At 73.3% G+C, this 25,365-nt stretch carries 19 protein-coding genes; 8 read left to right on the top strand and 11 right to left on the bottom strand.

Annotated elements, in window-relative coordinates; translation table 11 throughout:
* Positions 1-47: 47 nt before the first annotated feature.
* Positions 48-878 carry an LLM class F420-dependent oxidoreductase gene (locus BU197_RS13575; protein ID WP_188268512.1) on the bottom strand — a complete coding sequence of 277 codons (831 nt, stop codon included), beginning with the start codon at positions 876-878 and terminating at the stop codon, positions 48-50.
* 222 nt (positions 879-1,100) lie between these two features.
* On the opposite strand from BU197_RS13575, the gene BU197_RS13570 reads away from it, so the two are divergent.
* The gene (locus tag BU197_RS13570; RefSeq protein WP_223182817.1) at positions 1,101-1,568 is read left to right on the top strand and encodes a carboxymuconolactone decarboxylase family protein; all 468 of its coding nucleotides are present in this window, start codon (positions 1,101-1,103) and stop codon (positions 1,566-1,568) included.
* A 57-nt stretch (positions 1,569-1,625) separates the two neighbouring features.
* Positions 1,626-1,838, top strand: coding sequence for a hypothetical protein (locus BU197_RS13565; protein WP_188268511.1), 213 nt, complete (start codon positions 1,626-1,628; stop codon positions 1,836-1,838).
* Positions 1,839-1,935: 97 nt separating this feature from the next.
* Here the strand turns inward: BU197_RS13565 and BU197_RS13560 are convergent, their stop codons facing one another.
* The 7 genes from BU197_RS13560 to BU197_RS13530 form a co-directional block, all read right to left on the bottom strand.
* Entirely contained in the window at positions 1,936-3,501 is a 1,566-nt protein-coding gene (locus tag BU197_RS13560) for an APC family permease (protein ID WP_188268510.1), read from the bottom strand.
* Between the two features lie 312 nt (positions 3,502-3,813).
* Positions 3,814-5,271: an aldehyde dehydrogenase family protein gene (locus BU197_RS13555; protein WP_188268509.1), complete on the bottom strand. Its 1,458-nt coding sequence runs from the start codon at positions 5,269-5,271 to the stop codon at positions 3,814-3,816.
* Positions 5,268-7,007 (bottom strand): N-acyl-D-amino-acid deacylase family protein, encoded by a 1,740-nt coding sequence (locus tag BU197_RS13550; RefSeq protein ID WP_188268508.1) that lies wholly within the window; start codon positions 7,005-7,007, stop codon positions 5,268-5,270. The genes BU197_RS13555 and BU197_RS13550 overlap by 4 nt, the downstream gene beginning before the upstream one ends.
* Positions 7,008-7,245: 238 nt before the next feature.
* The gene (locus tag BU197_RS13545; RefSeq protein ID WP_188268507.1) at positions 7,246-8,370 is read right to left on the bottom strand and encodes an LLM class flavin-dependent oxidoreductase; all 1,125 of its coding nucleotides are present in this window, start codon (positions 8,368-8,370) and stop codon (positions 7,246-7,248) included.
* A 150-nt stretch (positions 8,371-8,520) separates the two neighbouring features.
* Complete coding sequence (locus tag BU197_RS13540) at positions 8,521-9,438, bottom strand: LLM class F420-dependent oxidoreductase (RefSeq protein ID WP_188268506.1); 918 nt, start codon at positions 9,436-9,438, stop codon at positions 8,521-8,523.
* A 198-nt stretch (positions 9,439-9,636) separates the two neighbouring features.
* Positions 9,637-11,850 (bottom strand): FG-GAP repeat domain-containing protein, encoded by a 2,214-nt coding sequence (locus BU197_RS13535; protein ID WP_188268505.1) that lies wholly within the window; start codon positions 11,848-11,850, stop codon positions 9,637-9,639.
* Between the two features lie 190 nt (positions 11,851-12,040).
* Entirely contained in the window at positions 12,041-13,261 is a 1,221-nt protein-coding gene (locus BU197_RS13530; protein WP_188268504.1) for an amidohydrolase family protein, read from the bottom strand.
* Positions 13,262-13,900: 639 nt separating this feature from the next.
* Here BU197_RS13530 and BU197_RS13525 point away from each other — a divergent pair.
* Both BU197_RS13525 and BU197_RS13520 read left to right on the top strand, forming a co-directional pair.
* The gene (locus BU197_RS13525; protein ID WP_188268503.1) at positions 13,901-16,837 is read left to right on the top strand and encodes a BTAD domain-containing putative transcriptional regulator; all 2,937 of its coding nucleotides are present in this window, start codon (positions 13,901-13,903) and stop codon (positions 16,835-16,837) included.
* Positions 16,838-17,279: 442 nt separating this feature from the next.
* Positions 17,280-17,495: a hypothetical protein gene (locus tag BU197_RS13520; RefSeq protein WP_188268502.1), complete on the top strand. Its 216-nt coding sequence runs from the start codon at positions 17,280-17,282 to the stop codon at positions 17,493-17,495.
* Between the two features lie 358 nt (positions 17,496-17,853).
* Here the strand turns inward: BU197_RS13520 and BU197_RS13515 are convergent, their stop codons facing one another.
* A complete protein-coding gene (locus BU197_RS13515) occupies positions 17,854-19,404 on the bottom strand; it encodes a FadD3 family acyl-CoA ligase (protein ID WP_188268501.1) in 1,551 nt (516 codons plus the stop codon).
* A 91-nt stretch (positions 19,405-19,495) separates the two neighbouring features.
* Here BU197_RS13515 and BU197_RS13510 point away from each other — a divergent pair, with 91 nt between their 5' ends.
* The 3 genes from BU197_RS13510 (at position 19,496) to BU197_RS13500 (ending at position 21,993) form a co-directional block, all read left to right on the top strand.
* Positions 19,496-20,638, top strand: coding sequence for a lipid-transfer protein (locus BU197_RS13510; protein ID WP_188268500.1), 1,143 nt, complete (start codon positions 19,496-19,498; stop codon positions 20,636-20,638).
* A gap of 159 nt (positions 20,639-20,797) precedes the next feature.
* Positions 20,798-21,220: a Zn-ribbon domain-containing OB-fold protein gene (locus tag BU197_RS13505; RefSeq protein WP_223182830.1), complete on the top strand. Its 423-nt coding sequence runs from the start codon at positions 20,798-20,800 to the stop codon at positions 21,218-21,220.
* The gene (locus BU197_RS13500) at positions 21,217-21,993 is read left to right on the top strand and encodes an enoyl-CoA hydratase/isomerase family protein (RefSeq protein ID WP_188268498.1); all 777 of its coding nucleotides are present in this window, start codon (positions 21,217-21,219) and stop codon (positions 21,991-21,993) included. The genes BU197_RS13505 and BU197_RS13500 overlap by 4 nt, the downstream gene beginning before the upstream one ends.
* Before the next feature lie 67 nt (positions 21,994-22,060).
* On the opposite strand, the gene BU197_RS13495 is transcribed toward BU197_RS13500, so the two are convergent.
* A complete protein-coding gene (locus BU197_RS13495; protein WP_223182819.1) occupies positions 22,061-22,570 on the bottom strand; it encodes a hypothetical protein in 510 nt (169 codons plus the stop codon).
* Positions 22,571-22,993: 423 nt separating this feature from the next.
* Between BU197_RS13495 and BU197_RS13490 the strand changes: the two genes are divergently transcribed.
* Positions 22,994-23,836, top strand: coding sequence for an alpha/beta fold hydrolase (locus BU197_RS13490; RefSeq protein WP_188268496.1), 843 nt, complete (start codon positions 22,994-22,996; stop codon positions 23,834-23,836).
* Positions 23,837-24,015: 179 nt separating this feature from the next.
* Here BU197_RS13490 and BU197_RS13485 read toward each other — a convergent pair.
* On the bottom strand, positions 24,016-25,365 hold a 1,350-nt coding region (locus tag BU197_RS13485), incomplete at its 5' end, for a PQQ-binding-like beta-propeller repeat protein (RefSeq protein ID WP_188268495.1).

Here is a 25,365-nt window from a genome sequence, read left to right as displayed (position 1 = left end):
CCCGTACCGCCCCGCCTCCCCCGGCTCCGTACTCCCTCACTCCCCGCTCAGACGTACCGTCCGTACGCGTCCAGGGTCCGCAGGACCTCCGCTTCCGGGGCGGGCGGGAGTTGGAGGACGACCTCCTCGCAGCCCAGTTCGGCGTAGTGGGCGAGTTTGCCGGGGGTGGGGACGACGGCGTACGGGACGATCCGGAGGGTTTCCGGGTCGCGGCCCGCCTTCTCCCAGGTCTCGCGGAGGACCGGCAGGGTCTCGGTCAGGCCGCCGCCGCCGACCGGGAGCCAGCCGTCGGCCCAGGCGGCGATCCCGGCGAAGAGCCGGGGGCCGCCCGCGCCGCCCGCGAGGACGCGCGGGGCTCCCCCGGCGGGCTTGGGCCAGGCCTCGGATGCGCGTACGGAGTCGCCGTGGCGTCCCTCGTACGCGGTCGGTTCGGCCGCCCACAGGGCCCGCATGAGGCCGACCCGGTCGCCGACCAGGTCCCGCCGTTCGGACCAGGTGACGCCGTGGTCGGCGGCCTCCTCGCGGTTCCAGCCGAAGCCGACGCCGAGGGTGAAGCGGCCGCCGGAGAGGTGGTCGAGGGTGGCGACCTGCTTGGCCAGGGCGATCGGGTCGTGCTGGGCGACCAGGGTGACGCCGGTGCCGAGGTGGAGGCGTTCGGTGACGGCGGCGGCCATGGAGAGGGAGACGAAGGGGTCGAGGGTGCGGCTGTACTCCCGGGGCAGTTCGCCGCCCGCCGGGTAGGCCGTGCTCCGCTCGACGGGGATGTGGGTGTGCTCGGGCAGATAGAGCCCGCCGAAGCCGCGCTCCTCCAGCTCGCGCGCGAGCCGGACGGGGGTGATGGTCTCGTCGGTCAGGAAGATCGTGGTCGAGATCCGCATAGCGGCACGGTAGGGCGTACCGGCCGGTTTTCCGAGGGGGCGGCGCCCCGGACAGGGGTGCGGAACCTCCGGCGGGCGGGGGCCCGGCGCGGGGGCGCGCGGGAATCCCGCCGGAAAAGAATTTTCCGGAAGCCGTCACATCCCCGTCGCCCGCTCCGTCAGGGAGGTGAAGCGGAAAGCACGGCACCCGCGCGAGACCCGAGACGCCGAGGAGCGATTCCCATGACGTACGAGCCCAAGCCCCGTATGACCAACCCCGCCTACCTGCTTCCCGAGGCCGGTGCCGCGATCCAGGGGCTGGTGAAGGCCACCCGGCAGGGCGGGGTGGCGGAGTCCGTCCTCGAACTGGTGCACCTGCGGGCCAGCCAGATCAACAACTGCGGCTTCTGCGTCGAATACGGCGTGAAGAGCGCCCGGAAGCACGGGGTGGCCGACGACAAGCTGTTCGCGGTCTCCGCCTGGCGCGAGTCGCCGCACTTCACCGAGGAGGAGCGGGCGGCGCTCGCCCTGGCGGAGGCGGCGACCCGGCTCGCCGACACCTCGGACGCGGTGCCGGACGAGATCTGGGACGCCGCCGCCGATCACTTCGACGAGAAGCAGCTCGCCGCGATCACGCTGATGGTGGCGCTGACGAACCTGTTCAACCGGCTGAACGTCACCGTCCGCCAGCCCGCCGGTACGGCGCTGTGAGCGGGCGCGCGTCCTCCCGGTCGTAACCGGACCGGTCTCCTCCGCGTTGGTGCGGGCATGAAGAAGATCCTCACCGCAGTCGTCCTGACCTGTCTCACCGTCTCCGGTGGCGCCCTCGCCGCCGGGACCGCGTCCGCCGACACCGGCGGGCTCAACCTGCCCTCGGTGGTGCCGCTCAGCGGTCTGCTGATGCCGAAGGCGAAGCCCGGCGGGAAGGCGCCGCTGCCGCACGCGTCCTCGCTGGTGGGGGGCCTGCTCCCGAAGGGCTGAACCGGCCCCGGGGCAGAGCCGGAACGGAAGAAGCGAAGGTGACGGGACCCCCCACGGGCCCGTCACCTTCGCGCTTGGGGGGGTGCCCCGGAGTGCCTCAGTCGGGCAGCACCAGCGACGGGGTCTCCTTCGTCAGGACCTCGCCCCGGAAGAAGGCGGGGCTGCGGCGCTGCATGACCAGCATGATGACCGCGCCGAGCAGCAGCAGTCCGACGCCGATCACGAAGACCGAGCCGACGCCGAAGACGGCGGAGCCGGAGCCGTAGGCCGGGTTCCACATGTCGTAGAGCGTCTTGGCGAAGACGGCGGTCAGCATGAGGCCGCCGAGCAGCGGCATGAGGCCCTTGAAGGCGAAGTCGCGGGCGGAGCGGAAGAGGTCGCCGCGGAAGTACCAGACGCAGGCGAAGGCCGTCAGCGCGTAGTAGAAGCAGATCATCAGGCCGAGCGCGTAGATCGTGTCGACCAGGACGTGCTCGCTGACCAGGGTCATCACCGTGTAGAAGACGCCGGTGGCGATGCCCGCGACGACGGTCGCCTTGCCGGGGGTCTTGAAGACCGGGTGGACCTTGGTGAAGGACTTCGGCAGGGCCTCGTACGTGGACATCGCGAGGACCGTGCGGGCGACCGGGATGAAGGTCGTCTGGAGGCTGGCGGCGGCCGAGGCGAGGACGGCGACGAAGAGCAGGATGCCGAGCGTGGGGCCCATCACCGGGCCCGCGAGGGCGGCGAAGACGTTGTCGGAGGTCTTCGGGTTGGCGAGGCCGAGGCCCTGGTCGCCGGAGCCGACGACCATCTGGGCGGCGATGCCGGTGGCCAGGTAGGAGCCGACCAGGACGACCATCGCGATGAGCGCGGCGCGGCCGGGGGTCTTGGCGCTGCCGGTGGTCTCCTCGTTGCTCGCCATGCAGGCGTCCCAGCCCCAGTACATGAAGATCGAGAGCGAGAGTCCGGCGGTGAAGGCGGCGAAGGACTGGACCGCGAAGGGGTTCATCCAGGACCAGGAGAAGCTGACCGAGGTCTCGAAGGAACCGGCCTTCGACAGGGCCATGCCGACGAAGACGGCGAGCACGACGAGCTGGAGGCCGACGAGGGTGTACTGGATGCCCTTGGTGGCGGTCATGCCCCGGTAGCTGATGGCGGTCGCGGTGGCGATGAGCGCCAGGCAGGTGACGATGTGGACGGCCTTGTTGCCGTCGAGGGCGGTGATCGAGTCACTGCCGCTGATCTCGCCCGCGAGGAGCCAGAAGTAGGAGGTCGCGACGCCGGCCAGGTTGGAGAGCACGATGATCGTCGCGATGACGAGGCCCCAGCCGCACATCCAGCCGATCCGGGGGCCGAAGGCCTTGACGGTCCAGGTGAAGGAGGTGCCGCAGTCGGGCATGACCCGGTTGAGTTCCCGGTACGCGAAGGCGACGAGGAGCATCGGGAGGAAGCCCGCGAGGAAGACGGCGGGCATCTGGAGGCCCACCTCGCCGGCGGTGGAGCCGAGGGTGGAGGTCAGACAGTAGACGGGGGCGACGGTGGAGATGCCGATGACGGCACTGCCGAGGAGGCCGACGGAATTTCCGCCGAGGCCCTTGGTGCGCACGCCTTGCGTGCCGCCAGGGGCGTCGACGCCCCTTACCGTGTCTCCGGCCCGGGGCCGGACATCCACCTGAGTCATGAACAGGACGTTAAACGGTGCGGTTTCCACATCCGGAAGATCGAAATCCGATCAACTGAACGATCATCGCCTTGCAATCCCAGGGGCTCGTCCGCGACTTGCCAATGATTGAAAGATCGACAACCACGGCGACCGACCAACTGGTAGGTCGGTCGGTCCGCGTCCGATATGCGGGAACCGCAGCCTGGCCCCAAATGTCCGTTTCCAAAATTTCCCGAGGAATTTTCCGGCGATTCGCCCTGGTAACCTCCCGGCCGCCCCGGACGGCCGGGAGGGGGTTCCCGGGCTGGTCGGAGGGGGTTTCCGGGCCCCTCAGCCCGGCCACACCACCGACTGCAACTCGCTGTACGCGTGCAGCGCGTACGAGCCCACGTCCCGGCCCACCCCGCTCTTCTTGAAGCCGCCGAACGGCGCCTCCATGTTCCGGCCGATCGTGTTCACCCCCACCCCGCCCGCCCGCAGCCGGGCCGCGGTCCGGAAGGCGCGGGCCACATCGCCCGACCACACGTAGTCGATCAGCCCGTAGTCGCTGTCGTTGGCGAGGGCGATCCCCTCCTCCTCGTCGTCGAAGGGCACGACCACCACCACCGGCCCGAAGATCTCCTCCCGGACCACCCGCATCCCGGGGGCGCACCCCACGAGCAGCGTCGGGGCCACGTAGAAGCCCCCGGGCAGCTCCGGCCGGCCGCCGCCCGCCGCGACCACCGCCCCCTCCTTCCGGCCCAGCTCCACGTATCCCTCCACCCGGTCGCGGTGGGCCGCCGAGATCACCGGGCCGACCACCGTGCCCCGCTCCGCCGGGTCCCCCACCGTCAGCCGGGAGGCGTAGGCGGCGAGCCGCTCCACCAGCCGGTCGTGGATGCCGCGCTGGGCGAGCACCCGGGTCGGGGCGGTGCAGATCTGGCCGCTGTAGAAGGAGAACGTCGTCCCGATCCCCCGCACGGCCGCGTCCAGGTCGGCATCGTCGAAGACGAGCGCCGCGCCCTTGCCGCCCAGCTCCATCAGCTGCCGCTTCAGCTGACGGCCGCAGACCTCGCCGATCGCCTGGCCGACGGCCGTGGAGCCGGTGAACGACACCATGTCGACGTCCGGGGAGTCCACCGCCGCCCGCCCGGTCTCCGGCGTGGAGCCCGTCACCACGTTGACCACGCCCGGCGGGATCCCGGCCTCTTCGAGGGCCCGCGCCATCGCGTACACGGAGAAGGGGTCCTGCGGGGCGGGCCGGACCAGGACCGTGTTGCCCATGGCGAGCGCCGGGGCGACCTTGCCCGCCGCGTTGGCCCAGGGGTTGTTGTACGAGGTGACGCAGGTGACCACGCCGACCGGGCGGCGCACCGCCACCGCGCCGAAGATCCCGGCCCGGCCCATCGGACCGGCCTCGTTGATCTGCGGGGGCAGCGGACGCTCGACCGGTTCCAGGGCGCCCCGCGCGTACCGCCGGAAGCGGGCGGCGCCCACCGCGACCTGCATTCCGGCCGCCGTGCCGGTCGTCGCCCCGGTCTCGGCACGGGCCAGCAGCGTGTTGGCCCCGGCGTCCCTGGCCATCAGGTCGGCGGCCCGGTCCAGGAGCGCCGCCCGTTCCTCGGGCCGGGTGCGCGACCAGGCGGCGAAGGCCTCGCGGGCGGCGGCGGCGGCCTCGTACACCTGGCTCCTCGACGCCTCGGGGGCGAGACCGACGACCTCTTCGGTGGCCGGGTTCACCACCTCGTAGTGGCCCTCGTCGGGCTCCACCCAGGAGCCGCCGACGAAGAGCCGTCCGGTGCGGGTCATCGGGTGCTCACCGTCCTCGTGTCCCGGCCGGAGCGCAGCACCCGGCCCGGGACCGCGCCGGTCACCTCGTCGTCCCGTACCGTCTCCACGCCGTTGACCCGCACCGACACGATCCCGACCGCCCGGGAGTCCAGCCGCGGGCTCTCCCCCGGCAGGTCGTGCACGAGGGTCGCCGGGCCCGCGTCGATCCGCGCCGGGTCGAAGAGGACCAGATCGGCGTGGAAGCCCTCGGCGATCCGGCCGCGCTCGCGGAGCCCGAAGAGCCGGGCCGGGTCGTCGCTCAGCATCCGCACCGCCCGTTCCAGGGGCACGAGCCCGCGCCCGCGCAGACAGTCGCCGAGGAAGCGGGTGGTGTAGGGCGCCCCGCACATGCGGTCCAGATGGGCGCCCGCGTCGGAGCCGCCGAGCAGCACGTCCTCGTGGTCCCAGGTCTCGCGGCGCAGCGCCCAGGAGGCCGGGTCGTTGTCGCGGGGCATCGGCCACAGGACGGTCCTGAGGTCGTCGTGGGCGCAGATCTCGACGAGGCAGCCGAAGGGGTCCTGGCCGCGTTCGGCGGCGATGTCCTTCACCACCCGGCCGGTCAGTCCCTCGTTCTCGGGGCTGTACGTGTCCCCGACGACGTACCGGCCGAAGTCCGCGAGCCGCCGGAAGACGCCCGCCTCCGGGGAGTCGGCGCGGCGCAGCAGCTCCGCCCGGGTCGCGGGCTCGCGCAGCCGGGCGATCCGCTCGGGGACGGGCAGGGCCAGGACCTCGCCCCAGCCGGGGATGAGGTTGAGGGCGCAGAAGGTGCCGAGGGACATGTTCATGGGGGTGAGGATCGGCATGGTGAGGGCGACGATCCGGCCGCCGGACTCGCGGGCCCGTTCGGAGGCGGTGAGCTGGCGCGGGACGCGGGCGGGGACGGCGGCGTCGATGGTGAGGACGTTCCAGTTGAGGGGCCTGCCCGCCGCCGCCGTCATCTCGACGAAGAGGTCGATCTCGGCGTCCGAGAACTGGTCGAGGCAGCCCGCGAGGATCGCCTCGATCTGGGTGCCCTCGTGTTCGCCGACCGCGCGGGAGAGCGCGATCAGTTCCTCGGGGGCCGCGTGCCGGGAGGCGACGGGGGCGCCGTCGCCGTCGGAGTGGGTGGCGGACTGGGTGGTGGAGAGCCCCCAGGCACCGGCGGCCATGGCCTCCTTGAGCAGGGCGACCATCCGGGCCAGCTGCCCGGGGGTGGGCGCCCCTCCGACGGCGTCGGCGCCCATCACGTACCGGCGCAGGGCGCAGTGGCCGACCATGAACCCGGCGTTGACGGCGGTCCGGCCGTCGAGGGCGTCCAGGTACTCGCCGAAGGAGGACCAGCCCCAGTCGACGCCCTCCTCCAGGGCCGTCAGGGACATGCCCTCCACCTTGGCCATCATGCGGCGGGTGTAGTCGGCGTCCTCGGGCCGGTCCGGGTGGAGCGGGGCGAGGGTGAAGCCGCAGTTGCCGCCGACGACGGTGGTGACGCCGTGGTTCATCGAAGGGGTGGCGTACGGGTCCCAGAACAACTGGGCGTCGTAGTGGGTGTGCGGGTCGACGAAGCCGGGCGCGAGGACGAGACCGGCGGCGTCCTCGCGGGTCCGGGCCGCCTCGCGGACGGTGCCGGGGGCGGCGACGACGGCGATCCTGCCCTCGCGTATCCCCACGTCGGCGGTACGGGCGGGGGCACCGGTGCCGTCCACGACGGTGGCTCCCGTGATGAGGTGGTCGAGCATGACGGTCCCTTTCTGCGCGGGGCGCCTCGGGCGCGGGGGGCATGGGGCGCGGGGGGGGGCATGAGGCCTGGTGCGCCTGGGGTGCGTGGGGCGTGGGCGCTTCCGCTGCGGGGCGCGCAGGTGTGGGCGCGCAGGCGGGGGCGCGGGGGCGTGGGTGTGCCCCGGCCGCGGGCCGCCGCGGTCGGGGCGCCGTGGGCGGCGGTCCGGGAAGACGCCGCCCACGTGTGGGTGGCGGGCCCTACGCGCCCGCCGCCTGCCGGAAGCGGGTGGTGCGGTGGACCGGGTCGGTGTCGATCTCCGGGATGACGTGCTCGCCGATCAGCCTGATCGAGTTCATCGTGTCCTCGTACGAGATCCCGATCGGCAGTCCGAAGGAGAGCTGGTCGGCACCGGCCCGCTCCCAGCGCCTGCACTGGGCGAGGACCTCCGCGGGGTCGCCGCAGATCATCAGCTCCTCCTGGATGAGGAGTTCGATGATCTCGGCGGAGTACTCCGGGAGGAGTTCGGGCCACTCGGGGATGCCCTCGGGCCTCGGGAAGGTGTCGTGGTAGCGGAAGAGCAGCGACTGGAGGTAGTTGAGTCCGCCGCCGACGGCGATCTCGACGGCCTTGTCGTGGGTCTCCGCGCAGATCGCGGTGGAGGTGACCATGACGTTGTCGTTGACGAAGTCGCCGACCGCCCTGGCCTCCTTGACGGCCGTCTTGTAGGAGTCGACGACCCACTCCATGTCGGAGACCTTCTGCACGCTGAAGCCGAGGACGCCGAGGCCCTTGCGGCCCGCCATGGCGTACGAGGAGGGGGACCCGGCCGCGTACCACATGGCCGGGTGGGAGCCGCCGTACGGCTTGGGCAGGATCTTGCGGGGCGGGAGGGACCAGTGCTTGCCCTGGAAGCCCTCGTACTCGTCCTGGAGCCACATCTTGGGGAACTCGGCGATGGTCTCCTCCCAGATCTCCTTGGTGTGGTTCATGTCGGTGATGCCCGGCATGAACCCGAGGATCTCGTGGGAGCCCGCGCCCCGGCCGGAGCCGAACTCGAAGCGGCCGCCGGAGAGGTGGTCGAGCATGGCGACGGTCTCCGCGACCTTCACCGGGTGGTTGACGGGGGCGAGCGGGTTGAAGATGCCGGAGCCGAGGTGGATCCGGTCGGTGGCGTGGGCGAGGTAGCCGAGGAAGACGTCGTTGGCGGAGAGGTGCGAGTACTCCTCAAGGAAGTGGTGCTCCGAGGCCCAGGCGTACTTGAAGCCGGACCTGTCCGCCTGGACGACGTACTCGGTCTCCTCCATGAGGGCCTTGTGCTCGGCTTCGGGATCGGTCTCGGCGCGCCTGCCGACGTATCCCTGTACGAAGATCCCGAATTCCAAGGGGGTTCACCGTCCTCGTCGTCTCCCATGGAACCTGACGACCCATCAGATTCTCGATGTGCCCGACTGTCGCACCGCGGGCCGGACCCGTCAAGAGCTGACGAGTCATCAGAAAGGGTGGTCGGGGACGGCCGTCACACGGGACCCGACCTACAGATGCGGGGCGACCTCGGCGCCGAAGGCCGCCATCTGGTCGAGGAGTTCGGCAAGGCTCCGGGAGCGGAACCGCACCTGGATCTGGTCCACGCCCATCTCCCCGTACGCGCGCAGGGAGGCGGCCAGCTCCTGCGGCGGGCCGCTCAGGGTGCGGCGGCCGACCGGATGTCCCGGCGTGCCGACGTAGAGCGGTTCGGTGATCGCGCCGACGGTGCAGGGTTCGGCGATCCCGGCGTCCGCGCGGAGGCGTCGCAGGGTGGCGATCCGCGCGGCGAGCCGTTCGCGCGGGTCGCCCTGCGGCAGCCAGCCGTCGCCCTTGAGCGCGGCGCGGCGCACGGCCGCCGGGGAGGAGCCGCCCACCCAGAGCGGGACCCGGCGCTGCACGGGCCGGGGGCGCTGGCCCAGCTCCCTGAAGGCGAAGAACGCGCCCGCGTGCTCGGGGTACTCCTCGGGCCCGAGGGCCGCCCGCAGCGCGTCTACGGTCTCGTCGAGGAGGGCGCCCCGGCGGGTGAAGTCCACGCCGAGCGCCTCGAACTCCTCCCGGACGTGCCCGGCGCCGACCCCGAGGACGAGCCGCCCGCCGGAGAGGTGGTCGAGCGTGGCGTAGGCCTTGGCGGTGACCAGGGGGTGGCGCAGTCCGACGACGGCGACGTGCGAGAGGAGCCGGATCCGCGTGGTGGCGGCGGCGAGGAAGGAGAGGGTGGCGACGGGGTCGTACCAGACGGTGCTCATCGCCCCGGCGAGGTCGCGCGGGATGGCGACGTGGTCGCAGCAGGCGAGGTAGTCGAAGCCGTGGGCCTCGGCGGCGCGGGCGACGGCGAGCAGATCGGCGGGGCCCGCCGCCGCCTCCCAGGGCTCGGCGTAGAGGACGGACTGCGACTGGACGGGCAGCTGCATCCCGTAGACCACCATGGGGACCTCCTCGGAACCTTGCCTGACGGAGTGTCATACGCGCGCGGGCCGGGCCATGCTCACGGCTGACGTTCCATCAGGCAAGGGATGCGGGAGGGGAGTTCCGGGTGCGCTGCCGCCGGAGGCCGGGCGTCCCGGGGCGTCCCCTTCCAGGGCGCCCCGGCCGGACCGCCCGGCCTCCGGGCGTTCCTGCGGGCGTCAGCCGATGAGCTGCCCGCCGCCGAACGGGCGACTGACCTGTGCGATCTCCCCCGGCTTGAAGGGAACGGCCCACTTTCCGGTGGACTGGTAGAGATAGTTCCCGTCCGGGCTCATCGCGAGCAGGTCGGGGCGCTTGTCGCCGTTCGCGTCGCCGACCGCGACGAGCTGGGTGAAGGCTCCCCAGCCGCCGCCGACGCGGACGCGCGGGGCGAAGGTGCCGTCCCCCCGGCCGAGGTACAGCCAGAGGACACCGGCCTTGTCGCGGGCGACCAGGTCTCCGGCGGCGGCGCCCCCGAGGTTCCCGGTGGCGACGAGGTCGTTGTAGACGCCCCAGCCGCCGCCGATCCTCTTGCGGGCGGCGAGAGGCGCCTTGGCGTCGCCCGTCCCCTTGTACAGCCACAGGACGCCCTGCTTGTCGGCGGCGACGAGGTCGGCCCTGCCGTCACCCGTCAGATCGCTGCCGCCGGCCAGCCGCTCGTAGACCCCCCAGCCGCCGCCGACCCGGACGCGCGGCGCGAAGCCGCCCTTCCCCGTGCCCTGGTACAGCCACAGGACGCCCGCCTTGTCCCGGGCGACGAGGTCGCCGACCGGGGAGCCCGCGAGGTCGCCGGTGGCCTCGATGCGGTCGTAGACGTTCCAGCCGCCGCCGAGCGAGGTCCGCGCCGCGCCGCCGACCAGCCTGCCGTCCTGGTGGTACGGGCTGTAGTAGGTGTCCTCGCGCACGAGACGGCCGGACGCGTCCCGCATCAGCAGGTCGGGGGTGCCGTTGTCGTTCAGGTCGTGCGGCTGGACCCCGCGCGCCACCGTGAAGGAGCCTCTGGCCACGGCGGTGGGGCCGATGCCGTTGAGCGGGGCGGCGCTCAGCTCCCAGGTGTACGCGCCGTTGGGCGCGGCCTCCGCCGCGCCGCCCGTGCCCTGGACCTGCCCCGGCCAGAGGAACGTCACGGCGGGCCGGACCGGGTGGTCCTCGTAGGCGACGTAGGTCTTGCCGGTGCCGGTGTGCCGCAGGGTCATCTTCACCCGCGCGGTGCTCCGGGAGAGATCCCAGCCGAGCGACGCCTTCTCGCCGGAGTCCGCGAGACGCAGGGTCGAGGGCACCCGCGACGCCCCGATCACGATCTTGGTGGGCTCGCCGGTGGTCGCCACCTTGACGGCCGTCGGCCGCTCGTCGCCCGTGCTCGCGATCCGGTACAGCCCCTCGCCCCCCGCGACGGTGCCGCCCCGCGCGTACAGGCTGCCGTCGGGACCGGCGGCGACCGAGGTGAGGTGGTCGAGCAGCGGCACCTTGGCCCCGGTGCCCGGGTGGTACGCGGTGAACGCGTCGAACGGCAGGGTGGTGCCGCGCGAGAGCGCGCCGGGCTCGCCGTACACGACCCAGCCGCCGACCAGACCGACCTTGAGGCTCGCCCGCCCGGAGGGGACGGGAAGCTGCCGGGTCGCGCCGGTGGCCCGGTCGAGGAGGACGACCTTGACCGGGTCGGTGTCCCCGCCCTCGGTCCAGACGACACGGGTCGCGGAGACGGCCACGTGACCGGTGGCCGCCGGGGGCCGCACCCGCAGCTCGCCCACGGTGCCCGCGGCCAGATCGATCAGGCCCCACCGGGCGGTTCCGCCGGACGTGAAGGTCACCAGGGCGTGATCGACGGTGCCGGGGCCGACCGCGAAGCCGGACGCGCCCGCCGGGAAGCCCGTCACGGGCACGTCGCCGTCCCGCTTCGTGTGCCGCGTCAGCACCTGGCCGCCGTCCGCCGCCGTGGTCCGGGTGAAGACGGCGTCCGCCGCCGAGCCCACGTAGACGTCGGAGGGACCGGTGCGCACCTCGAAGGTGGCCGAGGTCGTCATGTTCCGCTGGGTGACACCGGAGACGGACCGGCTGACCAGGAAGTCGTCGGTACGGGTGGACCGCAGCTCGGCGGAGTCCCGGACGTCCTGCCCGGAGCCGTCCCCGAAGAGCGACCAGTGCGGCGGGGACGGCCGTTCGGAGTCGGGCCGGGTGAGGAAGCCCGTCACCCCCGCCCCGAGGATCGGCGAGTCCTTCGGATACGGGACGGGCGCCGGGGTGCTCGTGACGGCGGCGGGAGCGGCGACGGCGGAGGCGCCGGGCGCGGCGGACGCGGCCCAGGCCGATCCGGTCACAGCTCCCGCTCCGAGGGTGACGGCGAGCACGGTGACGACGGCGGCGGTCAGCCGCCGGCGAGACGAATGGTGCATGGTGCGATCCCTTCCGGGGCGATGGGCGCGTGCCGCGCCCTCACCCGAAAGGACTGCCGACGGAAGCGAGAGGTTGTACGAAGAATCTATTTTGCTGGGGCGGTTGGGGGAAGTGGGGTAGATGGGGCGAGGGTCGCCGGTTCACGCGCCGGTTTACGGACCGGCCCACGCGACCGGCCTACGCGCTGGTTCACGCGCCGGGCCAGAGACCTTCCGGGGTGAGGCCGAGGAGGTCGATGGCGTTGCCCCGGACGATCCGTTCGACCGTGTCCGCGGGCAGATGTCCCATCTGTGCCTCGCCGACCTCGCGGGACTTGGGCCAAGTGGAGTCCGAGTGCGGGTAGTCCGTCTCGTACAGGACATTTCCCACACCGATCGCGTCAAGGTTGCGCAGCCCGAAGGCGTCGTCGAAGAAGCATCCGAAGACGTGCCCGGCGAACAGCTCGGACGGCGGGCGCAGCACCTTGTCCGCGACCCCGCCCCAACCCCGGTTCTCCTCCCAGACGATGTCGGCGCGCTCCAGGATGTACGGGATCCAGCCGATCTGTCCCTCCGCGTACATGATCCGAAGGTTCGGGAAGCGCTCGAACTTGCCGCTCATCAGCCAGTCGACCATCGAGAAGCAGCAGTTGGCGAAGGTGATGGTGGAGCCGACGGCGGGCGGGGCGTCGGCGGAGGTGGACGGCATCCGGCTGGAGGAGCCGATGTGCATGGCGACGACCGTGCCGGTCTCGTCGCAGGCGCGCAGGAAGGGGTCCCAGTGGTCGGTGTGGACCGAGGGGAGTCCGAGGTGCGGCGGGATCTCGGAGAAGGCGACCGCCCGCACCCCGCGCGCGGCGTTGCGGCGCACCTCGGCGGCGGCCAGTTCCGGATCCCAGAGCGGGACGAGGGTGAGCGGGACGAGCCGCCCCCGGGCCTCGGGCCCGCACCACTCCTCCACCATCCAGTCGTTGTACGCGCGGACGCAGAGCAGCCCGAGGTCACGGTCGGCCGCCTCGGTGAAGGTCTGGCCGCAGAAGCGGGGGAAGGTGGGGAAGCAGAGCGCGGACTGCACATGGTTGACGTCCATGTCGGCGAGCCGCTCGGGTACGGCGTACGAGCCGGGCCGCATCTGCTCGTAGGTGATCACTTCAAGCCGTATCTCGTCGCGATCGAGACCGACGGCGGTGTCGAGCCGGGTGAGGGGGCGGCGCAGGTCCTCGTAGACCCACCAGTCCCCTATCGGCCCTTCGTCCCCTTTCTCCCCCATGACCGGGGCGAATCTGCCGCCGAGGAAGGACATTTCCTTCAGCGGTGCGCGGACGATCCGGGGGCCGGTGTCGCGGTACCGGGACGGGAGCCGGTCCCGCCAGACGTGCGGGGGCTCCACGGTGTGGTCGTCCACCGAGATGATCTCCGGGAAGGTCTCCATATGCTTCACGTTAGCGCCGAACTGACGACCCGTCAGCTATCGTGCGGTGGATCGGGGTCCCGGGCGACCCGGCCGGAGGCCCGTCCGCACGGCCTCGACGGGGCCTTCACCGACCCCGCGGACGGCCTCGCCGGGCTCCCGTACTCCCCCGCATCCGGCCCCGGTAAGGCTGACCTGATGCTGACGCACCCCCTCCGGACAAGGCAGACTGTGCAGGGCTAAACCAGCGGTTGCGGTACGGCAGGGGGAGCGATGGACCGTGAGAACGGGCCGCGAGTTCCGGTGCAGCGGGCTCCGAGGACGGGCGCGGCGGCCCCGGCGCACGAGGCGGCCGACAAGGCCGGTACGGGGTCGCATTCCGGCCATGCCGGGGATGACGCCGAGGTGAAGGGTGGTAAGCGCGGGACGGGTGCTGTCTCGGATGGGACCGCTGCCCCGGGCGGGGCCGGTGCGCCGAACGGGACTGGTGTCGCGGATGGGGCCCGTGTCTTGGATGAGGCCGGTGTGCCGGTTGTGGCTGGTGTGCTGGATGAGGCTGATGCGCCGGTTGCGGCTGGTGCGCCGGATGAGGCCAGTGCGCCGGATGAGGCTGTCGCCACAGCCCCCGCCGCCGTCGAGCGCGCCACCGAGAGCCCCAGGGTGAACCCCACGGAGAACCCCACGGAGAGCCCCGTCGTCCCCGCTCTCCTCCGGTTCTCCGTGCTCGGGCCCGTCCGGGCCTGGCGCGGGGACGCGTCCGTGTCCACCGGGTCCCCGCAGCAGCGTGCCCTGCTCGCCGCCCTGTTGCTGCGCGGCGGGCGGACCGCCACCGCCGCCGAGCTGATCGACGCCCTCTGGGGCGAGGAGTCGCCCTCGCAGGCCCTCGCGGCCGTCCGGACGTATGCCTCCCGGCTCCGCAAGGCCCTCGGGCCCGAGGTCCTGGTCAGCGAGTCCGGGGGCTACGCCCTGCGGACCTCCGCCGCCGCCCTCGACGTCACCGACGCCCAGGAACTCGCCGCCGAGGCCGAGAAGCTGCGGGCCGCCGGGGACCGGGCGGCGGCCCGAAACCGGCTCGCCACCGCCCTCGACCTGTGGGACGGCGAGGTGCTGGCCTCCGTACCGGGCCCGTACGCCGAGACCCAGCGGACCCGCCTGGAGGAATGGCGGCTGACGCTCCTTGAGTCCCGGCTCGACATCGACCTGGAGATCGGCGCGCACGCCGAGGCCGTCTCCGAGCTGACCGCGCTCACCGCCGCGCAGCCGCTGCGCGAGCGGCTGCGGGAACTGCTCATGCTGGCCCTGTACCGCAGCGGACGGCAGGCCGAGGCGCTCGCCGTGTACGCCGACACCCGCCGTCTGCTCGCCGAGGAGCTGGGCGTCGACCCGACCCCCGAACTCTCCCGGCTCCAGCAGCGCATCCTCCAGGCCGACGCCGAACTGGCCCGGCCCGTCGAGGAGGCGGCCCCGGCGGCGGCGCCCGTCGCCCGGCCCGCGCAGCTCCCGGCGACCGTCCCCGACTTCACCGGCCGCGCCGCCTTCGTACGGGAGCTGAGCACCCGGCTCGCGGGCGCCGAGGGGCACGTCATGGCCGTGTCGGCGCTCGCGGGCATCGGGGGCGTCGGCAAGACGACCCTGGCCGTGCACGTCGCCCACGAGGCCCGGCCGCACTTCCCCGACGGACAGCTGTACGTGGACCTCCAGGGCGCCGGTTCGGCCGCCGCGTCCCCGGAGACCGTCCTCGGCTCCTTCCTGCGCGCGCTCGGCACCCCGGACTCCGCCGTGCCCGAATCCCTTGAGGACCGGGCGGCGCTCTACCGCTCGACGCTCGACGGGCGCCGGGTCCTGGTCCTCCTGGACAACGCCAGGGACGCGGCCCAGATCCGCCCGCTGCTGCCCGGCACGGCGGGCTGCGCGGCCCTGGTCACCAGCCGTATCCGGATGGTCGACCTGGCCGGCGCCCATCTGGTGGACCTGGACGTGATGTCCCCGGACGAGGCCCTTCAGCTCTTCACCCGGATCGTCGGCGAGGAGCGGGTGCGCTCCGAGCGGGAGGCGGCCCTCGACGTGGTCGGCGCCTGCGGGTTCCTGCCGCTCGCCATCCGGATCGCGGCCTCCCGGCTCGCGGCCCGCAGGACCTGGACGGTCTCCGTGCTCGCGGCCAAGCTGGCGGACGAGCGGCGGCGCCTCGACGAACTCCAGGCGGGCGACCTGGCGGTGAAGGCCACCTTCGAGCTGGGCTACGGACAGCTGGAACCGGCGCAGGCCCGCGCGTTCCGGCTGCTCGGCCTCGCCGACGGACCGGACATGTCGCTCGCGGCTGCGGCGGCCGTCCTCGATCTGCCGCTGTGGGACACGGAGGACCTGCTCGAAGCCCTCGTGGACACCTCCCTGGTGGAGTCGGCGGCGCCCGGCCGGTACCGGTACCACGATCTGGTCCGGCTGTACGCGCGCGCGTGCGCCGACCGCGACGAGCAGCCGCCCTCCGAGAAGGCGGCGGCGCTCTCCCGGCTCCTCGACTTCTATCTGTCGACGGCGGCGCGGGTCTACGCCATCGAGCGCCCCGGCGACAAGCTCGTCGACCACCTGGAGCCCACCACCCACGAGGGCCTCACCTTCACCGACCGCCACGCGGCCCAGGACTGGCTGTACGCGGAGGCCAACTGCCTGCTCGCCTGCGTCCGGCAGGCCGCGACGGCCCCCGGGACCCTGCGGCGGGGCGTGGACCTGCTGTGGGCCGCGCTCGACCTGGGCGAATCGGGGGCGAACTCGCGCGAGTTCGAGGCGACGGGGGCCGTGGTCCGCGACGCCGCGCGGGCGCTCGGCGACGACCGGGCCGGGGGCCGCGCGTTCATGGTCCTCGCCGGGGTCCACCACACGGCGGGCCGCTTCAAGGAGGCCGACCACGACGCCGAGCGGGCGCTGCCGCACGCGGAGCGGGCGGGCGACCCCGTCCCCGCCTGCTGGTCGGCGAACGCGCGGGGCATCATCGCGCTCTACCAGAACCGCTTCACGGAGGGCGAGCGGTGCTTCACCGAGGCCATCGAGCGGTTCCGGGGGATCGGGGACCAGCCGGGCGAGGCGAGCGCGCTGTGCAACCTCTCCCGTATCCACCTGGCCACCGACCGCACGTCGAGCGCCATAGCGCTGGCCCGGCAGGGCACCGCGATCTACGACGCGATGGGGCACGCGCTGCGCGGCGCCAACGGGCGGTACGCGCTGGGGCTCGCCCTCACCCAGGACAACCAGCTGGCCGCCGCGGGCGAGCAACTGCGGGAGGCGCTCGGCGTCTTCGCCGACAGCCGGCAGCGGCTCTGGGAGGGGATGACCCTCTTCCGCCTCTCGGAGGTGGACCTCGCAGGTCACCGGCACGCGCAGGCGGCGGCGGGCGCGGAGATGGCGCTCACGGTGCTGCGCGGGATCGGGGGCGAGTGGCGGCGCGGGAACGTCCTGACGGTGCTCGGCCGGGCGCTCTTCGGCATCGGACAGACCGGCCGGGCGCTGGTCTGCTGGCGGGAGGCGCTCGGCATCTACGAGGAACTGGGAGTCCCGGAGGCGGCGGAGGTACGGGCACTGCTGTTCCCGGCGAACGCGGCGTGAGGGAGCGGGCTGCGGGGTGACCCCCGGGGCCGGGGCCCCGCCCCGTACGCCCCCGTGCCCCCGTAGCCCCTGCCGTCCCAGGGGACCGGTCTCGGCCACGTACGCCCCTGCGGGGCGGAGCCGTCCTGGACCGGGGCCGGGGCCCTCGCAGGGGCGTTCTCCCTGCTTGTCCCTGGGGAGAAGGGGCCCGATCCGGGTGGGCCCGGTGGGGTCACCCGGCCCGTACCGTCCGTGTGGCCTGTGCGTTCATCGTTCGTTTATCGCCACCCGGCATGCTCTTCCCATGACGATCCGCCGCGTCGGGGGGCAGACGGGTCGCCGATGAGGGCCACGACACCTGCGTCTAAGGTGATCGGCCCCGGAGATTCGTCCGGTCGTCCACGGGGGAACGGCCGGACGAATCTCCTCATCTCTCGGATATCACACGCAGGAGTTGACGAGCATGACCGACCCGATCACGCAGGACATCGCCACCAAGGACATGCACGCCACTTCGGAGCCCGCGCTCGACGCGATCACCGCGAAGATCACGGGGACGGAAGAGCACGCGATCGCCACGAAGGACATGCACGCCACCTCGGAGCCCGCGCTCGCCGCGATCGCCGAGAAGGTGACCGGCCAGGACGGCGAGAAGCACGACGTCAAGCCGGTCGACTGAAGCCACTCCCGACGGGGATAGGCCGCGGCGACGACTTCGGGGGAGTCGCCGGGGCCGACCAGGGAGGTCCGGTCGACGGGGGAGCACACGGGCCCGGGGGATTCCGGGACGGAACCGGGGGGATCGGTTCCGGAAGGGCCGTGCGCGACGCGATCGGACCACCGCACAGGAGGGGCCGGGCAGCAGCCCGGCCCCTCCGGCGTGCGCGCGAGGGGAATCCGGAGGTACGGCCCCTCCGGCGTACGCGAGGGCAATCCGGAGGTACGGGGCCTCTCCGGCGTACGCCCGCACGGAGGTTCGGCCCTCCACGCGCGCGACGGAGGCCGGTCCCCTCCGGCGTGCGCCCCCGAGGGGAGGGTCACTCCTCCCGGCGCGCCCGCAGTTCGCCCTTGAGGACCTTGCCGCTCGCGTTTCTCGGGAGGGCGGGGACGAACACGACCTCGCGGGGGACCTTGTAGTTGGCCATCGCGCGGCGGGCCCAGGCGATCAAGTCGTCGGCGGTGAGCCGGGCGCCGGGGCGGCGGACCGCGAACGCCTTGCCGACCTCGCCGAGCCGGGGATCGGGGACGCCGACGACGGCCACGTCCGCGAGGTCGGGGTGGAGGCCGAGGAGCTGTTCGATCTCGGCCGGGTAGGCGTTGAAGCCGCCGACGATGTACATGTCCTTGAGCCGGTCGGTGATCCGCAGGTTGCCCGCCTCGTCGAGTTCGCCGACGTCCCCGGTGTGCAGCCAGCCGTCCGCGTCGACCGCCGCCGCCGTCGCCTCCTCGTCCTCGAAGTAACCGCGCATCACATGGTGGCCCCTGACCAGGATCTCCCCCGTCGCGGAGAGGCGCAGTTCGGTGCCGGGGATGGGGCGGCCCGAGGTGGTGGCGACGGTCTCGTCCGGGTCGTCGCGGCGGCACATGGTGACGATGCCGCTCGCCTCGGAGAGGCCGTACGCGGTGAGGACCGTGCCGACGCCCAGCTCGGTGCGGAGGCGTTCGACGAGCCGGAGCGGGACGACGGCGGCGCCGGTCACCACGAGCCGGAGCGAGGACAGGTCGTGGACCGCACGGGCCGGGTGGTCCAGGAGCGACTGGTGGAGGGTGGGCGGGCCCGGCAGGACGGTGATGCGTTCGGCGGAGATGTGGGCGAGGGCCGCCTCCGCCGTGAAGACGGACTGCGGGACGATCACCGCGCCCCGCATGAGGCAGGCGAGGACGCCCGCCTTGTAGCCGAAGGTGTGGAAGAAGGGGTTGACCACGAGATAGCGGTCGCCCTCGCGGAGCCCGGCGAGCGCGGACCAGATCGCGTAGCAGCGCAGGCTCTGCGCATGGCTGATGACGGCGCCCTTGGGCCGGCCGGTGGTGCCGGAGGTGTAGACGATGTCGGAGGGGGCGTGCGGGTCGAGAGCGGCGGCGCGCTCGTGGACCCGGGCGGGCGGGACGGTGTCTCCCCCGGCGAGGAACTCCTTCCAGGTGGTCCACTCCTCGGGCGCGGTGTCGCCGAGGACGACGACCGTCTCCAGGTCCGGCAGGTCGGCCCCGGAGCGGCGCAGCGAGGCCACGTACGAGGTGCCGAGGAAGGTGCCGGTGACGAAGAGCAGCCGGGCCCGGGAGCGCTGGAGCACGGAGGCGGCCTCGGCGCCCTTGAAGCGTGTGTTGAGGGGGACGAGGACGGCTCCGGCGGTGACCGCGCCGAGGGCGGCGACGATCCATTCGAGGGTGTTGGGGGCCCAGATCGCGGCCCGGTCCCCGGTCCGGAGTCCGGTGGCGAGGCAGGCGGCGGCGGCCCGCTCGACGCGTGCGCCGAGTTCGGCGTAGGTGACGCGGACGCGTCCGTCGACGACGGCCTCCCGTGGGCCGTACCGCTCGGCCGCCGTCCGGACGAGTCCGGGGATCGTGCCCCACTCCAGGTCTCCGCGCATCTCCACCTCCACCGTCCCACCAACTGACTGTTCGTCAGATTAGTTGTAACCTGACGCACTGTCAGCATCTCGGCCCCATGGGGAGGTTGCCTTGCTCAAGGACGCCACGGCCATCGTCGGCATCGGACAGACCGCCTTCTCGAAACGGCTCCCCGAGACGGAGAAGGCCCTCGCCTGCCGGGCGGTGCTCGCCGCCCTGGACGACGCCGGGATCGACCCCGGCGAGGTCGACGCCTTCGCCTCGTACACGATGGAGGAGACCGACGAGGTCGAGCTGGCCAAGTCCATCGGCGCCGGGGACGTCACCTTCTTCTCCAAGGTCGGCTACGGCGGCGGGGGTTCCTGCGCCACCGTCGGGCACCTCGCCGCCGCCATCGCCGCCGGCCAGGCGAACGTCGGCGTGGCCTGGCGCTCCCGCAAGCGGGGCAGCGGGCCGCGCCCCTGGAAGAACACCGCCGCGCAGCTGCCCACCCCCGGCCAGTGGACCCGCCCCTTCGGGCTCCTGCGCCCCGCCGACGAGATCGGCATGCTCGCCCGCCGCTACATGCACGAGTACGGAGCCACCCGGGACCACCTCTTCAACGTGGCCCTGGCCTGCCGCAACCGGGCCAACCAGAACCCCGACGCGATCATGTACGAGCGGCCGCTGACCCGGGAGATGTACATGACCTCCCGCTGGATCAGCGAACCCCTCTGCCTCTTCGACAACTGCCTGGAGACGGACGGCGCCCTCGCCTGTGTGATCGTGAGCGCCGAACGGGCCCGCGACTGCCGCCACAAGCCGGTCTACGTGCACGCCGCCGCGCAGGGGCTGCCCTCCCAGCACCACGGCATGGTCAACTACTGGAACGACGACCCGCTCTCGGGCCCCGCCTGGACCGCCGCCCGGCACCTGTGGAAACAAGCCGACTTCGGGCCCGATGACGTCGATGTCGCCCAGATCTACGACGCCTTCACCCCGCTCGTCCCGCTCTCCCTCGAAGGCTACGGCTTCTGCGGGCGCGGCGAGGGAGCCGCCTTCACCGAGGGCGGCGCCCTGGAGATCGGCGGCCGGCTCCCCCTGAACACCGGCGGCGGCGGGCTCTCCGAGGCGTACGTACACGGCTTCAACCTCGTCAACGAGGGCGTGAAGCAGCTCAGGGGCGTCTCCACCGCCCAGGTCCCCGGCGCCGCCACCTGCCTGGTCACGGCGGGCGAGGGCGTCCCCACATCGGCGATCCTGCTGAGGAGCTGAGAGACGATGCCGCCACCCGCCACCGAACCCGACGCCACCGCCCCCGTGTCACCCGGACCCGGCTTCGACGCCACCGCCCCCGTGTCACCCGAACCCGGCCTCGACCCCGCCGCCCCCGGGCCGTCCGCGCCCACCGCCGACGGCCCCCTCCCGTCCCTCCTGACGCCCGTCGTCGACGAGGACGGCGCCCCCTTCTGGGAGTACGCGGCCCGGGGCGAGCTGCGCGTGCAGTTCTGCGCCGACTGCGCGGAGCCCCGCTTCCCGCCCCGCCCCTGCTGCCCCCACTGCCGCTCCTTCGCGAGCGAGTGGCGCCGGATGTCGGGGCGTGGCCGGATCTGGTCGTACGTCCTGCCCCATCCGCCCCTGCTGCCCGCCTACGCGGCCCAAGCCCCGTACAACGCGGTGCTCGTGGAGCTGCTCGACGCCCCTCGCGTCCGGCTCGTCGGGAACGTCGTCGCCGCCCCCGACGCCCCGCTCGACTCGGTCGACCCGGCGCGGCTGCGCATCGGGGCGCCCGTGCGGGTGGCCTTCACCGAGACCGGCGGTCTCACCGTCCCCCGCTGGCTCCTGGAGCGCGGATGAGCGTCCGGGTCGAGCGGGACGCGGCGACCGGGGTCGCGGTCGTCACCCTCGACCGGCCGGAGCGGCACAACGCGATCACCCTGGCGATGGCCCGCGAACTCGGCGCGCTCTGGCGCGCGTTCCGCCATGAGGACGAGGTCCGCGCGATCGTGCTGACCGGGGCCGGCGGACGCGCGTTCTGCACCGGGATCGACCGGACCGACGCGGGGAACGTGCCCCAGCCCTCGTCCCCGTACACGATCGACGATCCCCTCCTCGCGATCGGCCCCAAGGCGAACGACCTGTGGAAACCGGTGATCGCCGCCGTCGAGGGGCCGGCCTGCGGCGGCGCCTTCTATCTGCTGGGCGAGGCCGAGTTCCTGATCGCCGGGGAGAGCGCCGTCTTCTTCGACCCGCACACCACCTACGGGATGGTCAGCGCCTTCGAGACCGTCCACATGGCCCTGCGGATGCCCCACGGGGAGGCCGCCCGGATGGCGCTCATGGGCGGCGCGGAACGGATCTCCGCCCGCCGGGCGTACGAGACCGGCCTGGTCTCCGAACTCACCGCCCCCGGTGACGCCCTGTCCGCCGCCCTCCGCGCCGCAGCCGTCGTGGCCGCCCACCCCACGGAGGCCGTCCAGGGCACGGTCCGCGCCCTGTGGTCCGTCCAGGAAGCGGCCCGCTCGCAGGCCCTGGCCCACGCCCCGCATCTGATCGCCCTGGGCAACCTGCCCTCGGACCGGCAGGCGGAACTGTTCGGGGGGAGGCGGAAGGAGTACCGGGTGCGGTGAGCGGCGGGCGCGGCACCGGGGCCCGGCCTGCCGCTCCACCCGCGGGCTACCGCTCCCACCCGTGGGCCTACCGCTCCACCCGTACGTCGTACACCCAGCAGTTCCGCACCTGGCCGACGGTCTTCGGCTTCTTCATCGCGATCTCGAAGCGCTTCTTCGCCCGGCCGTCGACCGTGACCAGGGTCTCCGCCGAGTCGACCGCCGAGCCCGAGGCGCTCTTGAACTCCAGGGTGACGCGGAAGGTCGTGGTGTCCCAGACCTTGGAGGTGATCTCCAGGGTGGCCGTGGTGTCCGCCCGGCGGGCCGGTTTCCCCTTGAGCTTCTTCGTCTCGGGCTTCACGCAGTCGACGACCACGACCTCCGCCGACGCGGGGGACGGGGTGGGCGTGGGCGCCGTCGTGCCGGAACCGGAGCCGCCGTAGTCGTCGTTGCGCTTCTCGTCGCTGGAGCAGCCGCCGCCCGAGTCGTGGTGCGAGGAGTGGCCCCGGCTCCTGCTCTTGCCGCCGCCGCTGTGGCTCCCGGTCTGGAAGCCGGTCAGCGCCAGGACCACCACCGTGAGCGTGACCGCCAGTTTCAAGCGCGTACGTACCACTCTCGTTCCCCCGTTCGATGTCGTGTGCGCGCCACCCTAGGGGATGGGCCATCTGGCGGGGCCCGCGCACCCGGCGTAGCGTCGGGAGCGAGAGCCGTCCCGCGAGGGAGGCCGCGGCGACGACCGGGAACGTGGTCGGCCCGGTCCCGGCTCTCATCGGAGCGGCGGCCGCCGTCCGGAGCCCCTTCCGTGCCTGGCACGACGGCCGTCACGGTCCCGAACTCCTCTCGGGCCGGGCGTACGGGCCCGCGCCCCGCCGCTCGAAGGCGATGGCCGTGCCGCCCGCCCGCTCCCGACGCAGACGCCTTCCCCGAGCGGGGTGCGGCCTGGTACAAACAGGGCTTCGAACGGGTCCTGGCGACCCTGGCGACCACCTTCCAGCGCCTCACCGACCCAGGCGGGATCCCCATGACGTGGTTCGAGCGCACCGTGGTGCGCGACGGTGTGCGCATCTCCTGCCGCGACTGGGGCGGGTCGGGTCCACCCGTCGTCCTGCTGCACGGGCTGGCCGGCCACGCGGGCGAGTGGGACACGGCAGCCGCACACCTCCGCGCCCGGCATCGCGTCGTCGCCGTGGACCAGCGTGGGCACGGAGCCAGCGAGCGGCGCCCCCGTGACCGCTCACGTGCCGCGTACGTCGCGGATGTCGTCGCCGTCGTGGAACAGCTGGAGCTTGGGCGGGCGGTACTCGTCGGCCAGTCGCTCGGCGGCCTCACGGCGATGCTCGCCGCCGCGGCGCACCCCGGTCTCGTCCGCGCGCTCGTCCTGGTCGAAGCCGGTCCCGGCGGGTCGAGTCCGGAGGTCGTCGCCGGGATCGGCTCGTGGTTCGACTCGTGGCCGACGCCCTTTCCTTCGAGGGAGGCGGCGGTGGAGTTCCTCGGCGGCGGCCCGGTCGGCGAGGGCTGGGCCGCGGGGCTTGAGGAACGCGACGGCGGATGGTGGCCGCGCTTCGACCGTGACGTGATGGTCGACTCCCTGGCGGAGAACGCCCGGCGCGCCTACTGGGACGAGTGGGCCCGTGTCGTCTGCCCGACCCTGGTCGTCCTCGGCCAGTCCGGCATCGTCACGCCGGAGGATTCCGGACGCATGCTCCGGCAGCGCCCCGAGACGGTGGCCCTGAGCGTTCCGGGCGCGGGACACGACCTCCATCTGGAACAGCCCGGCGCCCTGCGCGAAGCACTCCGGAGCTTCCTCCGGGACGTCACCGAACCACCGTCCCACCCACCCACGAGCGGACCTGCCCTGATCTGACCTGACCTGATCCCTGGCCGGTCGGGCGCGGCGGGTCGAAGCGTCGGCGAACGACCAACCACCCATCTGCCGACATCCGGAGACACCCTCGCGAACCCGCGGGTGGGCCGCCGCCCGGAGGGCCGGCCCCGAGGGGCCGCTCCCCGGACGGCGGGTCCCCGGCCGTCGGGCGCGTCGCTCTATCGCGTACCGGAACCCCGGCCCGTCGCCGTGCCCTTGACCGCGTCGAGCGCGTACACGCAGCGGTCCTTGCTGCACGCGTACACGACCCCGCCCCTGGCCACCGGCGAGCCGGTGATCTCGCCGCCGGTCGCCAGCTTCCAGCGCAGTTGTCCGCCGGTCGCGTCCAGGGTGTAGAGGACGTGGTCGGCGGAGCCGAAGTGGACCCGCCCGTCGGCGACGACCGGGGAGCCGACGAGTTCGCCGCCCGCCGCGAAGCGCCAGCGGGGTGTGCCGGTGACCGCGTCGAGGGTGTAGAGCGCGCTGCCGCTGCCGACGTGCACATTGCCGTCGGCGACCAGCACCGGCTCGGTCGACTGCCGGGGCTCGGTCGCGATCCGCCAGCGGTCCTGGCCGGTGGTGGCGTCGAGCGCGTACACCGTGCCGAGGTGGTCGGTGAGGTAGACCCCGCCGCCGGTGACCGCCGGGCCGGGCGCGAACGTGGGCGGCGAGAGGAAGACGGCGGGCGCCTCGAAGTGCCAGCGGACGTGCCCTGAGGCGATGTCGACGGACAGGACCCGGGTCCCGGCGGTCACGTACACACAGCCGTCCTCGGCGGGGGCGACCCGGACCGGCACGTTGGCGCAGGAGGCGGCGTCGCCGACCGGGTACGACCAGCGCTCCACTCCCGTGCGGGCGTCGAGTGCCTGGAGCCGGGCGTCCCGCCACACGTACACGGTGTCGCCGTGCACGGCGGGCCCCGCCTCCGCGGTCTCGAAGTCGGTCTGGGCGCCGGTGATCTCCCACAGCTTGGCGCCGTTGGAGGCCTCCCAGCCCTGCACCCCGCCCCCGCGCGTACCGGTGACGACCGTGCCCCGGTCGACCCGGAGCGAGTACACCCAGGCGTCCGTGTGCAGCCGCCAGCGCTCGCCGCCGTCGGTGGCGTCGAGGGCATAGAGCGTGGGTCCGTCGGAGGCATGGATACGGCCTCCGGCGACCGCCATCGACCAGGCCACGTCCCGCGTCTTGAACTGACGGCGACCGCTTCCGATGTCCAGGGCGTGTACCTCGAAAGAGGTCACGTACAGCAGGTCGCCGTCGACGACAGGGGTGCCCCACACGTCGTTGGACATACGGAAGCGCCAGGGCCGCCAGTGCCCCGGCTCCGGCAGGGCGGGCTCGGGCACGGGGCCGGGTGCGGGGACGCCGACCGGGCGGGCGCCGGGCGGCGGGCCGGGCTCCCCGGCGTACGAACCGTGGTCCGCGCCGTGCGGACCCGCGCCGGGCGGCCGGATCCAGCCGGTGGCCGGGCCCGCGTCGGCGCCCCGGCCGACGGCGAGCGCGGCGCGGGTGTCGGCGACCCGGGGGCC

Origin of the sequence: Streptomyces sp. CBMA291 (assembly GCF_014596525.1) — a bacterium.
Classification (GTDB): Bacteria; Actinomycetota; Actinomycetes; order Streptomycetales; family Streptomycetaceae; genus Streptomyces.
This window is presented reverse-complemented; position numbering and strand designations above follow the sequence as displayed.